A 14,201-nucleotide genomic window follows, 5' to 3' on the forward strand; every position below is an offset into this window, starting at 1 on the left:
TCCTCTTTTTACTCTTCATTCTCCACAATATGTTTCAGCATGGATAATTTATTATCCCAAAAACGTTCATAATACGAGAGCCACTGTTGTAATTCTTCTAATGGTTCTGGATGCAAACGATATATCTTCTCTCTTCCGCTCTTTCTTCCGCTTACTAAATTCGCTTCTGAAAGAATATGAAGGTGTTTTACAACCGCAGTACGACTCATAGGAAAGTGATCCGTTATTTTGGAAATCGGTAACTCTTTATCACTTAATAACCGTATTACTTCTCGGCGGGTTGGGTCAGCAATTGCTTGAAATACATCATATTTTGCTGCTGATAAGGACACTTAGCCTTCGACAACCTTTTTCAGTTTTTCATTTACAATCGCTACCCAGCCGCCGCTCATTCTATCGCGAATAATAGAGCTCTTCGCATTCGCTTTCGGAAGAATTTCATCAGGATGTTTCCAGCCGCCGTGAATTAATGTAAATTCTGTTTTATTATCTCCTAGGTCTTTCAAATTAAATGAAACAACCCAGCCATCTGTATCCCATGAGAAAGATAGGTGGTTTGGCTCATCAATTTCTAGCACTTTACATGGTGATGGCCCAAATGGTGATTGCACATGAAATTCATGTCCTACCTTTAATTCGAAATCATTTGGCATAAACCATGATGCAATCCCCTCTGCAGTCGATACTACATTCCATACTTTTTGAATAGACGCGTTAAAAACGATCGTTTGTTTAATATCAGTTAATGTATTTTGTTGTTCCATTTTCATTCTCCTTTATTCAGCACTCAAATATAACACCTTTTGGTTTCATTTAGATAATATAACACCTTTTAGTTTCATGTCAAAGCTAATTCTTTTTTACTGTTGAGAAATTCTCAACATTTTTTCAACAGGACAAACACCCTCTGCACATTTCCTCATAATATACTCACAAAGGCAACAAAAAATAAAAACTTCTCTCAACATGAAACTCCATCATTCATCTTGAAAGAAGCGCCTTACGTATATCATGCGTATTTCGTCTCTCCTCCTTCCCTCAGGGACACTACGCGGGATATGAAAAATCAGAAGGAATATGCCCACCATTTGAGTAGGTAGTTATTTCTCTTCTCCTCAACATTTCCTTAGGAGCGAAATGACTACCGACTCACTTTTTTCAAACAAAATAAAAAGGGGTTGAACGCTATGTTCTATTGCATTAACTGCTCTGATATTCACCATGAAAAACATCCGAATGATAAAGTATTCAAAAATGGTTTTTATATTGATCCATTTTTAGGTGATCGTTATCACCTTGGTATGTGTAAAGATGCCCAAAATCATGAGACAGGGGAGCCTCTTTTAACGACAAAGAAATTAGGCATAACCCAATCTATTATGAACGTATTACCGACACATGTTGTCCCAACATAAAGCATAAAAAAGAGCTGGCTCATCCAGCTCTTTTTTATGCTTTATAAACGATCATTGCTGAAAAACAATAAATTTGGTTTTCGTCATCGTTAATAGAAACACCGACTTGGTACTTAATATCTACAAAGTTGCTATCATCAATCTTTTTCAAAAACACATTCACAGCGTCTTCTAAGTCTTTTTCGTGACTTTCATCAAACACTTTCACACGAATCATGTTAACACCATCCTAGATCGCAGCCCTCCGCCGCTTGATTATTGCCACGGTGCGTATCTATGATGCGATAAAACTTTCCATTCTCATATATATATCCGTCTTCTAACACATATTTTTTATCTTCAGTATAGACATAAAACTTACCTATCATAAATTTACTCGTATATAATTCCAAATAATTTGGTCTAAATTTAGCTACAACTTTATTTGTAATATCAATTTTTATTGTGCGCCCCACCTTCTCTCCCTCCTTTGCAAAGAACGGATTTAGGTATATTGTATTAGCGCTTTTACATTTTATGCTTAAAAATAAGTGGATATGCCTTCTTTCTCACCTGTACTATTTTTCTAAAAAAATCACTATAAAGTGAAACTTTAATCAGTGGGGGGGTTTTATTCATCCCCCACTGATTATCAGCCCTCACCAATCGGGCTGCCCGTTAATGCGGGATAAATAAGATCTAAAAAAAACATAAAAAAAAAAGCGCTTTACATTATTGACTCGAATATAAATATTATGTTATTATATAAAATTTGACATTTTTACATACGTATGCTATCATTAAAAGTGGTTACCACATATGGAGGTGGATGATTTGTTTCAAATTGGTGATAAAATCGTTTATCCAATGCACGGTGCAGGAATCATCGAAGCAATTGAAGAGAAAGAAATATTAGGTACTTCACGTCAATATTGTGTGATACGCATCATTAGTAAAGATATGCAAGTAATGCTTCCGATGGATCAATTAAAAAAATCAGGTATTCGTTATATCGTTGATCGAGGTACGTTAGATGATATACTTCTTGAATTTCAAAACGGGGAGTCAGACCCATCACTCTCATGGAAACAAAGATATACAATGAATATGGAAAAAATGAAAAACGGCAATCTGCTAGATAGTGCAGAAGTTGTTCGTGATTTACTTCGCCGCAATAAAGAGAGAACTTTAAATGCGAGCGAAAAACAAATGCTAGATAACGCCCGAAAAATGATGATTAGTGAAGTTGCACTCGTACAAAATGTTTCTGAACATCAAGCAACAGAATATCTTCAAGATACAATTAATCACTAAATTTAAAATAGCTGGCCGCTATTTTTTTTGTAAAAAAGGACGAAGAGTTTTATCTCTTCGTCCTTTTATATTACCCACGCCCAGCTTGAAACGATGGATATAACGTCATTCCACCATCTGCAAATAGCGTAATTCCCGTTACATAACTCGCCTCTGAAGAAGCAAGCCAAGTTGCTACTGCTGCAATTTCTTCAGGTTTTCCAATATAGCCCATCGGTATCATACTTTCTACGTCAGCCCGCTTTTTAGGATTAGCAAACTTTTCGGCATTAATTGGCGTATTAATTGCACCTGGTCCAATATTATTTACTCGAATACCTTTTGGCGCATATTCCATCGCTAACGTTTCTGTCATCAGTTTAATGCCACCCTTACTTGCTGCATAGTGTACAAATAGTGGCCACGGAATTTTCTCATGAACACTAGACATATTAATGACAGACCCTTTAATATCATGTTCTACAAAATATTTAATCGCTTCACGACTTCCTAAAAAAGCACCTGTTAAATTTGTATTAATTACCCTATTCCAATCTTCAAGCGGCATTTCATGCGACGGTACCGCGTTTTCTATCCCTGCATTATTAATCATAACGTCAAGCGTACCAAACTCTTTCACAGCAGATTGAATGAGATTCACAACATCTGATTCGACGGTTACATCACCTTTTACAGCAATCGCTTCGCCGCCCACCTTTTTAATTTCTTCTAACACATCATTCGCTTCTGATTCTCGTGAGCGATAATTAATAACCACTTTCGCTTTTTCCTTAGCAAACCTCACTCCCATCGCTCTTCCGAGACCAGTTGCTGATCCTGTAATAACGACAACTTTCCCTGCTAAATCACTATACATTTCCATACCTCCTTTAACTTTTGGCTATACCTAACATAATTCCGGCTGCGATAATAAAAACGATACCGACAACGATACCCGTTAATTGACGTTTCGTTTTCTTTTCACCTAATATAAGAATCCCACCAAGCGTGGAAATAATAATCCCCATTTGCGATAGCGAGAAACTTGTTGCGACTCCAACTCGCGGCTGCGAAATGAATAAAAACATATTTCCAGCTGCCCAAATTAATCCTGGGATAATATTTCGAATTGCATATTTATTAAATGGATGATGTTTAAAGGTAAGCAAAATCCCACCTAACACCATACCAACTGCTTGTGGCAACAAAGCCGACCAACCATCTACGTTAAATAACCTAATCACTACTACGTAAACTAAATAACCGACTGTTGAAATTAATAAAATTACGATACCTCTTTTAAAGTTTGCTGCTTGCTCTGCATTTTTTTCTTCTTCACTTTGAAGCGATGTTAAAATAACACCGATAATAATACAAACGAGTGCTAGAATCCCAAGGACGACCGATATTGTCGTGGACCATTCATGAAATACGATAACGCCAAATAAAGTCGTCGCGACTAATTGAAGTCCTGTTGAAATTGGCATCGTCCTCGAAACACCCATTAAATCAATACTTTTCAATTGATTCGCCTGACCAAGCGCCCAAAATAAACCTGACACAACTCCAACTCCAATAACGGTAGGTGTTAATACTGGCTTCATAAAAATATAAACAACAATTGAGAAAATAAGTGCTCCAAACGTTGTTCCGAGCGTTTGACTATACGGTCCCCCGCCCAGTTTTACGTTAAATAACACAATACTTCCCCAAAATATAGCTGGTAAAATCGCTAAAAATATATCCATCACTCATTACCTTTCTTTACTAAACGCCATAGGTTATCACTCTAAGTCGTTAGAGTGAGCTTTTATTTTTTCTTTTTCCCGTTCACAAACTTTTTCTACAATAGCGCCAGAAACATTCTTTTCTCGCTCCACTTTCTTTATCTTTACGTGATCTAAACGATCTTCCAAAGTAAGCGTAACTTTGTCATTCGGCGGATTATGCGCTCCTTGAAATGTAAGAAATTGTAGCGTCACTTCATATCTAGGAACGAACTCACCTTTCTTGCCGAGACGTTTTATATTTATAACTGAAGCACATTCATATTGGTCTTCTGTCACTTGTCTAATAACTGAATAGTACCTATTTGATAATGCACTCTCTAAAAGCTGTTCTCTTGATTCTTTCGCGAAAGAATCAATTGGAGAAGAGAAAAAGGCCACACATAGCATTGTGATAACTACACATATTTTTTTCATAGTTCCCTCCTTGTTCTATAGATTAGTGTTCTCAAAACTGCCATAAAAAAACGACTTTCCCTATGTAGGAAAGTCGTTTTAATGAATCCAATATTAACCACCACTCACTGGTGGAATTAGTGCAACAACATCACCAGATTGGACTCTGTCATCTTCATTTGCGTATTCTTCATTAATCGCAACCATAATTGGCTCTGAAACTGGTACATTATATTCGTTCGCAACAACATCTTTTAACTGTGCAACTGTAATATTTTCTTTCTCTATTTGTAATTCACTTGCCCCTGCTTCTTCTTGCAAGTGCGCAAATAACAATACTCGAATCATACTTATAGCTCCTTCCCAGGCTCTCCCGCCGGATATGGTGTTTTTTCTAATTGATCACCAATCCATGAGTCACCATCTTCCCAAAACTCCTTTTTCCAAATCGGAACAATTTGTTTTATGCGTTCCATAATATATTCGTTCGCTTCATAAGCCGCTTTACGGTGTGGTGTTGAAACAGCAACAACAACCGCTATATCAGAAATTTGCAACGTACCGATGCGATGTGTAATGGCAACATATGTACCTGGCCATTTCTCTTTCACTTCCAGGCCAATTTTCTCTAGCATCTTTTCTGCCATCGTCTTATAAGCAACATACTCTAAGTATAATGTACGACGCCCTTTCGTAAACTCTCTAACCGTTCCAATAAATGTTGTAACAGCACCGCATTCACGTCGAATTACTTTCTTCGTTACCTCTTCAATCGAGATTTCTGTGTCAATTACTTCATAATATGTCTTTATCATTTCGCACTCCTAACCGTTTGTAAAAACCAGTCTATGTACAGCTCTTCTTCTGTTATATGAAATACTTTATATTCTTCTCGTATATTTGCCGGAACATCATACCACGTAATAACCGCCACTATATTTTCCACTTTATGTAAAATCTCAACGTCTTCCGCAGAACGAAGTAACACTACTTTCGAGTAATTCTCTTTTTTATAGCCCTCTATTAAAATTGTATCCACTTCAAAAAACTCATATAAGCGAATAATTTCTTGCAAAGACCATTTCTTTCTTAGTGAAGAAAGTGAAAGCAATCCAGCACCTTCTACACTACTTACGACAGCACCAGCTTTACGGTGTCTTTCGCTATCTTTTTGCGCTACTTCTGGAAAGCCTCCGTGCCCGTGATGTTTAATTGTAGCAACTTTCATTTCACTTTCAGCTACTGCATGCACAATTTTCTCTACAAGTGTCGTTTTTCCGCTATTTTGATATCCTACTATTTGTAAGATTGAAGGGGCTTTGCCCATGGCCAATCACATCCCTCAGAGTGCTCTAACAATAATACGGACACTTTCATTCCGGTCTCAAATCCTCTCGTTCCTCCAGGTAACACGATAAAAGCATTCGCATCTGCAAGTGAAGATACCGCACTCGATTTATCTAAACCAACCGGCATCGCTTGTAATGCCCCGTTCACAATTGTTACGTTCGCTCTTACGAAACGAGTAAATGGATTTGGCTTTGGAAAATCTTTTTGTAAAATAGCAACCGCTCTATATACGTGAGGTTCCTTCGCATACAAATACGTTTTTATAATTGGATGCACAAATAATTCAAAGCCTACATAACAAGCAGACGGATTTCCTGATAAACCGAAGAGTAACTTTCCATCAACTTCAGCTACTGTCGTTACACTTCCAGGCCTCATGGCTATCTTATTAAAGAGTACATTCGCCTGTAACCTTTCATAAATAGCTGGTAAGTAGTCATAATCTCCTACTGATACACCACCTGTTGTAATTAAAATGTCGACCTCATCCATCGCTGATTGAACAGCTGTAAAACATGCATCTAACTCATCCGCGAGTTTACCATAATAACGAACTTTCCCGCCAGCTTTCATAATTTGAGCTGCGATCATATACGAGTTACTATTTCTAATTTTCCCCGGTTCTAAAGGCTCATGTACTTCTAATAATTCACTTCCTGTCGTTACAATACCGACAATAGGCTGTTTTATAACTTTCACAGTACTATATCCAAACGTTGCTAGTAGGGCCGCAACTCCAGGGTTAATTGCAACACCTTTCTTAACGAGAACTTGATTTTGTTTAATATCTTCTCCTTTAATCGACACATTGTCACCGTTATTAAAAGAGCGTTTTAACTTCATATATGTTTTCCCGTTCTTCTCAAACCCTTCTGTCAGCTCTAGCATTACGACTGCATTGCAATCTTCTGGAATAGCTGCTCCTGTCATAATACGAACCGCTTCAAAAGCGCCTACTTCTTCTAAAAAAACAGAACCCGCCCCGATTTCTCCTATTACTTCAAATTCAACTGGATTCTCTTGAGTTGCTTCTTTCGTATCTTCTGCTCGAATGGCGAAACCATCGTAAGGAGAACGATCAAAATGAGGAACGTCATGATCAGACACAACATCCTCCCCAAGAATTCTCCCGTAACTTTCCGTAATAGAAATTTCTTCTACTTCACCATGCTTTGCATATTTCATTACCCGTTCTACTGCCTCAGCAACTTGAATTGGAATTCGTTTTTCTACCATCGTTTCTCACCTCATATTTGCAATTTTTTTTATCTCGATTAAACTTTATATATTAAATAGAAATTACTTCAAGGAGGAATTCCATGTCTTCATTCACACACTTTAATGACCAAGGACGCGCAAAAATGGTTGATATAAGCGACAAAAAAGCAACCGTTCGAACAGCAATTGCGTGCTCTAGCATTGTCGTTACGAAAGAAATTTACGATAAAATCTCCCACAATGAAATTGGGAAAGGTGACGTATTAGCAGTTGCGCAAATCGCAGGCATTATGGCTGCGAAACGAACTTCTGATATTATCCCAATGTGCCATCCTTTACTATTAAAAGGTGTTGACGTTTCTTTCGATTGGAAACAATCAGAAGAACAATATCGTTTACTCATTGAAGTAAAAGTTAAAACAGAAGGTAGCACCGGTGTTGAAATGGAAGCTTTAACAGCTGCTTCGGCTACCGCTCTTACTGTGTATGATATGTGTAAAGCTGTCGATAAAGGTATGATTATCGGCGAAACGTACTTACTTGAAAAAACAGGTGGAAAAAGTGGAGATTATACGAGAAATTCATAATCCTTTCTCCGTTGAACCTAAAGGATTTCCTTTAGGTTCAACCTATATATCTTGCATATAAACTTTTCGCTACATTTATATCATTCGTCCCATGAATGAACGCTCTGCCATCTGTAAATAAAACAAAACGATATTCTTCTACCGGAAACGATAATAAATAAGGTGTCGCCTTTATCTCTACGCTTCTTTGTAAGCGCTTTTTAATTTCTTCTAAATTAAAATTCTTCCGCACACCTGGACGAATTTGCACTGTATTTCGCCCACATAACACTTCTGTTTTCGTTTGTGCTTCAAATGTTAAACTTGGATATGTACGTAACCTTCCGCAAGATAAACAAGAATCTTTTTTCTGCCTATTCACTTTAAATGCCATCTGTTGATTATTCCAAAGATCGAACGATAACATCGTTTCACGAAGCGCCCCGTAATCTTCTACTAATATTTTCAGCGCTTCCGTAGTTTGATGCGCAACTACTAATTGTACTGCCGGTTGTATAATACCAGCTGTGTCACAGGTTGCTCCGCTCGCCGGATGCTCCATTAAACAGCGAAAACACGGTGTTTTCCCTGGTAAAATTGTATACGTTACTCCGTAGCTTCCAACGCACCCACCATATATCCACGGAATATTATACTTTTGTGAAATATCATTAATAAGAAGACGCGTTTCAAAATTATCTGTCGCATCTAATATTAAATCTACATCACGTACTAACTCTTCCATTTCTTGCACCGTTACATCCGTCACAGCAGGATTTATTTCCACCTCAGAATTAATCGCTTTTAAATGCTCTGCTGCCGCTACCGCCTTTGGTTTATACTGTTTTGCATCTTCTTCTGTATATAGTTGTTGTCTTTGTAAATTACTCCATTCTACATAATCACGATCAGCAATCGTTACTTTTCCAACACCTGCTCTAACAATCGCTTCTGCATTTGCCGCACCGAGAGCACCAGCACCAATAATAAGCACATGCTTCTCTCTTATTTTTTTCTGTCCTTCTTCTCCAACACCAGAAAATAATATTTGTCTTGAATATCGCTCCTGCATACGATAGCCCCCTTTCTTATCCTCCTATATAAGACATTTCGATTTTCGGACGATTTTTTGCACTTTCTTCTGTCCGTTCATCCGAATACCTATCTTTTCTATTCATCCATACATCTTGTATAACACTTAATAACTCCTCATCCGAAAAATCTCCTCTAAGAAGTTCTCTTACATCCAAACCCTCTGTCGCAAATAAGCACGTATAAAACTTTCCATCTGCCGAAATTCTCGCCCTCGTACAAGAGGAACAAAATGACTCAGAAACAGATGTAATAAAACCAACTTCAACATTTGTTCCAACGTATCGATATCGCTTCGCAACTTCACCAAAGTAATGTGCTTCAGCTGGCTCAAGCGGATACACCTTATGAATCATCTCAATCAATTCTCGTTTTGTAACAACTTGATCAAAATTCCACCCATTTGTACTACCAACATCCATAAACTCAATAAACCTAAGCGTGATTCCTTGCTCTTTAAAATACGCAGCCATCGGAAGTATTTGATGATCGTTCATCCCTTTTTTCACAACCATATTTACCTTTACTGCCAGCCCCGCCTCTTTAGCTGCTATAATTCCCTTAATCACAGGTTTTGTATTAATATTTCGACCATTAATATTCCTAAATATGTCGTCATCTATCGCATCTAAACTAACATTCACTCTATGTAATCCAGCTTCTTTTAATGCCTTCGCTTGTTTCGTTAAATGGATAGCATTTGTCGTTAACCCTATATCTATTAGCCCATCAATTTTCACAAGACGTGCAATAAGTTTTGTTAAATCTTTACGAAGCAGTGGCTCACCGCCAGTAAGTCTAATTTTCCGTACACCGATGCTAATAAATAATTTTGCCAAACGCTCAATTTCATCAAAAGTTAGTAAAAACTCATCTTTCAAAAAAGCATAATCTGGCCCAAATATTTCCGCTGGCATACAATATGTACATCTAAAATTGCAACGATCAATGACAGATATACGTAAATCTTGAAGTGGGCGTCTAAAAAAATCTTTAACCATCTCCTGCATCGCCACCCTCCCTTTCTGCCAAATTTCTTTCTTTTCATTCTATTATAATATATTTTCGAACTGCGATGTTTTTGCTCAAGTGAATAAAGTGAAACTTTAAATAATTAGAGGGGATCCACTCCACCTGGTTAACGAGGTTTACTTACAAATACAAAGATAAAAAAACCTTGAAACATAAAAGTTTCAAGGTTTTCTGCTTATTAACTTAATCTAATAATCGTTAAAGTAGCTCCTGGTGTTGCCGTAGATAATGTAGCTATTGCAACTAATCCAAACAATTGCAGACTAATAGCAGCTCCAGCAGGCAAGTTAGCAATTATTGTTGCACTAAATGAGCCAGTAGCCACTGTCGGGGCGTTTATCGTTCCCGCAAGCGGACTGCCATTTACAGTTATACGAGAACTTACAAGTAATCCCGCCGTTAAATTAATTGTATAAGCTATATAATAGTTTCCTGCATTCGCAACTGTAAATACAGTATTCCCACCACTACCGGTTATTCCTGGTCCAATATTTTGATTGTTTGGTAAAGGAATATTCGTACCACTTAACAAAACAGAAATAAGACTTCCTGATGTATTATTCGCAAACGCATACGTTGCAGTTGTACTAACTCCTGTTGTTCCCGTACTTCCCGTTGGACCCGTTTCTCCCGTTGCTCCTGTTACCCCTGTATCCCCAGTTGGACCCGTGACTCCTGTGGCCCCGGTACTTCCCGTTGTCCCTGTCATTCCAGTCGGTACTGGAGGGAAAGTAGGGCCGACAAGATCTGAGGATAACTTAAAATTAGAATTTATCAACCTCTGTATTTTTTGATTTTCATCATTTCCTTCCACTACTCCCACCACCTCCCAAAAAATACAACTACAAAATATGTTTCATATAAGGTGAAACATATTTTGTAGGAGGGTCTTACTGCCCGTTAATGCGGGATAAAAACCCACCTTCTATTTGAATTGTATTTTTCAAAAAGGCCTCCAATACTACTTTTCAAACAATTACTCCTATTTTTATGCTATATAAACTCTTCTTATAAACAAAAACTCCCCCTATGATTTTAGGAGAGTCCAGCAGTCGAATCAAAATTATCTGTATTAGGGACAGCTTGTGCTATACTCGAAACATTTGCACTTTGCCCCATGTTTGTTCCTGTTACAGTACCAGCAGGAGTCCCTCTTGTATATGTTGTCGTCACCGAATCACCCGGCTGTAAACAAAGCTTCGTCTCCGTCCCTATTACTGTAACAACATCAATCCAAGTGCACCCCATTGAACCACTGTATGATTTCGAAGCAGTAAATGAAGTATCACTCAAATTATCACCGGTAAATATATTTCCAGTATTATTCACAATAACAAACTCTTTTATATGAGCAGGCATAATTACACTCTACCTTTCATCTATGAACCTAATGTACGTGTACTCGTTGCTAATGGCGGAAGAAACACTGATGTTCTAATGACCGCTTCTGGCTGTCTTTTCCCATTTAAAAAAATAGCCGCACTCGACCCTCCAGCACCTGCATATACTTTTGCTACAGCTAAAGGCGAGATATCATAACAGTCGCCGACATTAACAGCTCCTGTATTATTAATAATTTTTACTTTACGCAAATTAATCCCCATTTCCCCCTCCTCCTTTTTTATACTGTATGCAAAAGAAAAAAACTTGAAACAGACTCGTTTCAAGTTTTTAGCTATTAACTATTTCGTTTCACCTTCATATTGAAGCATACCGCCAACCATGTTCACTGTTTTAAATCCTTGCTCATTTAAATAATGACATACATTTTCACTGCGCATTCCTGAACGACAAATAAAGATATATTCATTCTCTTTATTAAAGAAATCTACTTTATGTGGGATATCGCCCATTTTAATATGTACAGCTTCTGGAATCTTTCCTGCCGCTACTTCTTCATCTTCTCTTACGTCTACTAAAAATAACGTTTCTCCATTTTCTAAACGCTCTTGTACCTCTTCTGTAGTAATTGTTTTAACTTCTGTCATATGTAGTTCCTCCTTATATACAATAAAACCTTTAGTTTCTTTTTCACAAACATTCTCTACCAATTTTAGCACGCAAAAGAAAGAACGCAAAGAATCGAAAAACTATTTCTCAATTTTCTCGCAAAACTTATTCTTTACAAACATAACTCTTGCATTGTATCCTCAATATACTTGTTTTATGAAAGGAGCCAATGAAAATGACACTTTCCCTTTTCATAATGGGCATCATTTTCTTAATCGCTGCAATTATTACTCTTAGTATGAAAAATAATAAAAAAATAAAATCACCACAAGAAATGTCATTCTTATTTCTATTGCTTAGCATAGCGTTTTTCGGTATAGCAATCGCTACATATATTTTCCGTCTACAAATCATGTAAAAAAAGGTGCCTACTACAAACATTGCACCTTTTCCCCATCATTTGTCTTCTAAGCAAAACTAGATACTCTCCGGTTTAAAAATTCATAAACTTTCTTTTCAAATAAATGAATATCAAATGCTCCCGCCATATGCCCATTTATACTTTCTATCTCATACACTTCCGCATACTTCCCTTGTTTTTGCAAAATATCTACCATTTTATAGTTGTAACGAGACGGCTGAAGCAAATCTTGTTTACACGGAATCATAAGTACATTCGCTTCTATGTTAGAAAGAGATTCTTCTAGTGAAGAAAACCCATGTGCAATATCATGCAATAAAACTGCCTTCGCAGTATACATCCATGAATTTGCATCTACTAACTCTATACTTGTATATGTCGCTTTATTTATCTCTTTTTCAAATGATGTTAATGTAGAAAACTTTTCATAAGGTTCTACCTCTATACTGTTACGAGGAAATGCCATTTCATAAAAATGCTCATCAAACGCGTTCATAAACATCATTCTATTTGCTAAATGAAGCCCCTTTATCGGCTGCTCTTCTCCATATTTTCCATCTTTCCAACTTGGATCCAGCCGAATTGCTTCAATCGCATTTTGCGCTACGTTTACTGACGTAATAATTGGATTTTGTGGGTTCGTAATAACGCCAATCATCCGCTCTACCATATGTGGATAGTGAACCGCCCATTGTTGTGCAATCATTCCCCCCGCCGACGGTCCAATTACAGCGTGTATCCTTGAAATTCCCATACCTTTTATTAACTCATATTGCATACGAGCTACATCAAGAAATGTAAAAACCGGAAAATCCATAGCATATTCTTCTCCAGTTTCTGGATTAATTGATTTCGGTCCTGTTGTAATCACATATGGATTTCTCACCTGCACATTACAAAGATTATCTGCACATATAACAAAATATTTATTTGTATCAATTGCTTTTCCAGGTCCAATGAGCCCATCCCACCAACCAGACTCCTCATCATACACTGTATATTTTCCTGCCGCATGACTTGTTGCACTAAAATAATGACAAACCAAAATCACATTTGACCTTTCTCTATTTAAAGTGCCATATGTCTCGTATCCCATTTGAATAGGAATTTCTCTGCCATTTTCAAACGTAAACTCTTTTAACACAAACTTCTCCTTTTTTACAATTTGCACAGACTCTTCCTCTCTCCGTTATAGTATGAACTGCTTACTAAAGATTTTTTTCCATGCAAACTAATCTCCTTCTTCTTTTCATAAATAAATGAATAATATACAAAATTAGCCACAAAATAGCACTATATTACAAGATTAAAGAGGGCGTACATATGATTTGGAATTGGTTACGTAAGAAAAAAAAATCAAATACGACAGAAAAAAACGAAACAGATAATTCGGAGCAACAACCTAACAATCAAGATGATGATAACAAAGAACAGACTAGAAGTATGAAACATAATAAAGATAACAATGGAGAACAAAAAAAAGAGGAACATAAGGAATCTTCTCAAGACAAACAGCAAAATTCTAAACAGGGCGACTCTGCTCAGGATAAGCAACAAAGCTCTAAACAAGATGACTCGAATCAAGATAAACAACAAAGCTCTAAACAAGATGACTCGAATCAAGGTAAACAACAAAGCTCTAAACAAGACGAATCAATTCAGGATAAACAACAAAGCTCTAAACAAGACGAATCAATTCAGG

Annotated in this window: 21 protein-coding genes and 2 pseudogenes; 5 read left to right on the forward strand and 18 right to left on the reverse strand. The window is 37.1% G+C overall.

The window, feature by feature from the left end; all coding sequences use genetic code 11:
- Nucleotides 1–8: 8 nt before the first annotated feature.
- Both BAQ53_RS22325 and BAQ53_RS22330 read right to left on the reverse strand, forming a co-directional pair.
- Nucleotides 9–332, reverse strand: a complete 324-nt coding sequence (locus tag BAQ53_RS22325; protein WP_029440171.1) for an ArsR/SmtB family transcription factor — start codon at nucleotides 330–332, stop codon at nucleotides 9–11.
- Entirely contained in the window at nucleotides 333–764 is a 432-nt protein-coding gene (locus BAQ53_RS22330; RefSeq protein WP_000437773.1) for an SRPBCC family protein, read from the reverse strand.
- A gap of 423 nt (nucleotides 765–1,187) precedes the next feature.
- On the opposite strand from BAQ53_RS22330, the gene BAQ53_RS22335 reads away from it, so the two are divergent.
- Nucleotides 1,188–1,415, forward strand: a complete 228-nt coding sequence (locus tag BAQ53_RS22335; protein WP_208906255.1) for a DUF3973 domain-containing protein — start codon at nucleotides 1,188–1,190, stop codon at nucleotides 1,413–1,415.
- Between the two features lie 34 nt (nucleotides 1,416–1,449).
- Here the strand turns inward: BAQ53_RS22335 and BAQ53_RS22340 are convergent, their stop codons facing one another.
- Both BAQ53_RS22340 and BAQ53_RS22345 read right to left on the reverse strand, forming a co-directional pair.
- Entirely contained in the window at nucleotides 1,450–1,632 is a 183-nt protein-coding gene (locus BAQ53_RS22340) for a sporulation protein Cse60 (protein ID WP_000621751.1), read from the reverse strand.
- Nucleotide 1,633: 1 nt separating this feature from the next.
- Entirely contained in the window at nucleotides 1,634–1,870 is a 237-nt protein-coding gene (locus BAQ53_RS22345; RefSeq protein WP_000533804.1) for a DUF2553 family protein, read from the reverse strand.
- Nucleotides 1,871–2,213: 343 nt separating this feature from the next.
- Here BAQ53_RS22345 and BAQ53_RS22350 point away from each other — a divergent pair, with 343 nt between their 5' ends.
- On the forward strand, nucleotides 2,214–2,708 hold the full coding sequence (locus BAQ53_RS22350) for a CarD family transcriptional regulator (RefSeq protein WP_000451441.1): 495 nt from the start codon (nucleotides 2,214–2,216) through the stop codon (nucleotides 2,706–2,708).
- 70 nt (nucleotides 2,709–2,778) lie between these two features.
- Here BAQ53_RS22350 and BAQ53_RS22355 read toward each other — a convergent pair whose 3' ends face one another.
- From BAQ53_RS22355 to BAQ53_RS22385, 7 genes are all read right to left on the reverse strand, one after another.
- A complete protein-coding gene (locus BAQ53_RS22355) occupies nucleotides 2,779–3,564 on the reverse strand; it encodes a glucose 1-dehydrogenase (protein ID WP_000286678.1) in 786 nt (261 codons plus the stop codon).
- A gap of 13 nt (nucleotides 3,565–3,577) precedes the next feature.
- The gene (glcU, locus tag BAQ53_RS22360) at nucleotides 3,578–4,435 is read right to left on the reverse strand and encodes a glucose uptake protein GlcU (protein ID WP_000350861.1); all 858 of its coding nucleotides are present in this window, start codon (nucleotides 4,433–4,435) and stop codon (nucleotides 3,578–3,580) included.
- 36 nt (nucleotides 4,436–4,471) lie between these two features.
- Nucleotides 4,472–4,891, reverse strand: a complete 420-nt coding sequence (locus tag BAQ53_RS22365; RefSeq protein ID WP_000717676.1) for a DUF3888 domain-containing protein — start codon at nucleotides 4,889–4,891, stop codon at nucleotides 4,472–4,474.
- 93 nt (nucleotides 4,892–4,984) lie between these two features.
- Nucleotides 4,985–5,218, reverse strand: a complete 234-nt coding sequence (moaD, locus tag BAQ53_RS22370) for a molybdopterin converting factor subunit 1 (protein WP_000621768.1) — start codon at nucleotides 5,216–5,218, stop codon at nucleotides 4,985–4,987.
- A gap of 2 nt (nucleotides 5,219–5,220) precedes the next feature.
- Entirely contained in the window at nucleotides 5,221–5,685 is a 465-nt protein-coding gene (gene moaE, locus BAQ53_RS22375) for a molybdopterin synthase catalytic subunit MoaE (protein WP_000598369.1), read from the reverse strand.
- Nucleotides 5,682–6,197: a molybdopterin-guanine dinucleotide biosynthesis protein B gene (mobB, locus tag BAQ53_RS22380; protein ID WP_000513626.1), complete on the reverse strand. Its 516-nt coding sequence runs from the start codon at nucleotides 6,195–6,197 to the stop codon at nucleotides 5,682–5,684. Before mobB ends, moaE begins: the two co-directional genes overlap by 4 nt.
- Nucleotides 6,167–7,456, reverse strand: a complete 1,290-nt coding sequence (locus tag BAQ53_RS22385; protein ID WP_000229693.1) for a molybdopterin molybdotransferase MoeA — start codon at nucleotides 7,454–7,456, stop codon at nucleotides 6,167–6,169. The genes mobB and BAQ53_RS22385 overlap by 31 nt, the downstream gene beginning before the upstream one ends.
- A gap of 83 nt (nucleotides 7,457–7,539) precedes the next feature.
- On the opposite strand from BAQ53_RS22385, the gene moaC reads away from it, so the two are divergent.
- Nucleotides 7,540–8,025: a cyclic pyranopterin monophosphate synthase MoaC gene (gene moaC, locus BAQ53_RS22390; protein ID WP_000094146.1), complete on the forward strand. Its 486-nt coding sequence runs from the start codon at nucleotides 7,540–7,542 to the stop codon at nucleotides 8,023–8,025.
- A 37-nt stretch (nucleotides 8,026–8,062) separates the two neighbouring features.
- Here moaC and BAQ53_RS22395 read toward each other — a convergent pair whose 3' ends face one another.
- The 6 genes and pseudogenes from BAQ53_RS22395 to BAQ53_RS22420 all read right to left on the reverse strand — a co-directional run bounded on the left by BAQ53_RS22395 (nucleotide 8,063) and on the right by BAQ53_RS22420 (nucleotide 12,116).
- Nucleotides 8,063–9,076 carry a molybdopterin-synthase adenylyltransferase MoeB gene (locus BAQ53_RS22395; RefSeq protein ID WP_001158082.1) on the reverse strand — a complete coding sequence of 338 codons (1,014 nt, stop codon included), beginning with the start codon at nucleotides 9,074–9,076 and terminating at the stop codon, nucleotides 8,063–8,065.
- A 16-nt stretch (nucleotides 9,077–9,092) separates the two neighbouring features.
- On the reverse strand, nucleotides 9,093–10,106 hold the full coding sequence (gene moaA, locus BAQ53_RS22400; protein ID WP_001157130.1) for a GTP 3',8-cyclase MoaA: 1,014 nt from the start codon (nucleotides 10,104–10,106) through the stop codon (nucleotides 9,093–9,095).
- 200 nt (nucleotides 10,107–10,306) lie between these two features.
- Nucleotides 10,307–10,840, reverse strand: a pseudogene (locus BAQ53_RS22405) (BclA C-terminal domain-containing protein); the annotation flags it as partial.
- A gap of 323 nt (nucleotides 10,841–11,163) precedes the next feature.
- Entirely contained in the window at nucleotides 11,164–11,487 is a 324-nt protein-coding gene (locus BAQ53_RS22410; RefSeq protein WP_208906257.1) for a hypothetical protein, read from the reverse strand.
- Nucleotides 11,488–11,507: 20 nt separating this feature from the next.
- On the reverse strand, nucleotides 11,508–11,732 hold the full coding sequence (locus BAQ53_RS22415) for a spore germination protein (protein ID WP_000512463.1): 225 nt from the start codon (nucleotides 11,730–11,732) through the stop codon (nucleotides 11,508–11,510).
- A 78-nt stretch (nucleotides 11,733–11,810) separates the two neighbouring features.
- Nucleotides 11,811–12,116, reverse strand: a complete 306-nt coding sequence (locus BAQ53_RS22420) for a rhodanese-like domain-containing protein (protein ID WP_000141207.1) — start codon at nucleotides 12,114–12,116, stop codon at nucleotides 11,811–11,813.
- A gap of 197 nt (nucleotides 12,117–12,313) precedes the next feature.
- Between BAQ53_RS22420 and BAQ53_RS22425 the strand changes: the two genes are divergently transcribed.
- The gene (locus BAQ53_RS22425) at nucleotides 12,314–12,496 is read left to right on the forward strand and encodes a hypothetical protein (RefSeq protein ID WP_000175903.1); all 183 of its coding nucleotides are present in this window, start codon (nucleotides 12,314–12,316) and stop codon (nucleotides 12,494–12,496) included.
- A 49-nt stretch (nucleotides 12,497–12,545) separates the two neighbouring features.
- Here the strand turns inward: BAQ53_RS22425 and BAQ53_RS22430 are convergent, their stop codons facing one another.
- Nucleotides 12,546–13,670 (reverse strand): homoserine O-acetyltransferase family protein, encoded by a 1,125-nt coding sequence (locus tag BAQ53_RS22430; protein ID WP_208906258.1) that lies wholly within the window; start codon nucleotides 13,668–13,670, stop codon nucleotides 12,546–12,548.
- Nucleotides 13,671–13,822: 152 nt separating this feature from the next.
- On the opposite strand from BAQ53_RS22430, the pseudogene BAQ53_RS26320 reads away from it, so the two are divergent.
- Nucleotides 13,823–14,201: pseudogene (locus BAQ53_RS26320) on the forward strand (spore germination protein); the annotation flags it as partial.

Origin of the sequence: Bacillus sp. B25(2016b) (genome assembly GCF_001679765.1) — a bacterium.
GTDB lineage: Bacteria > Bacillota > Bacilli > Bacillales > Bacillaceae_G > Bacillus_A > Bacillus_A thuringiensis_K.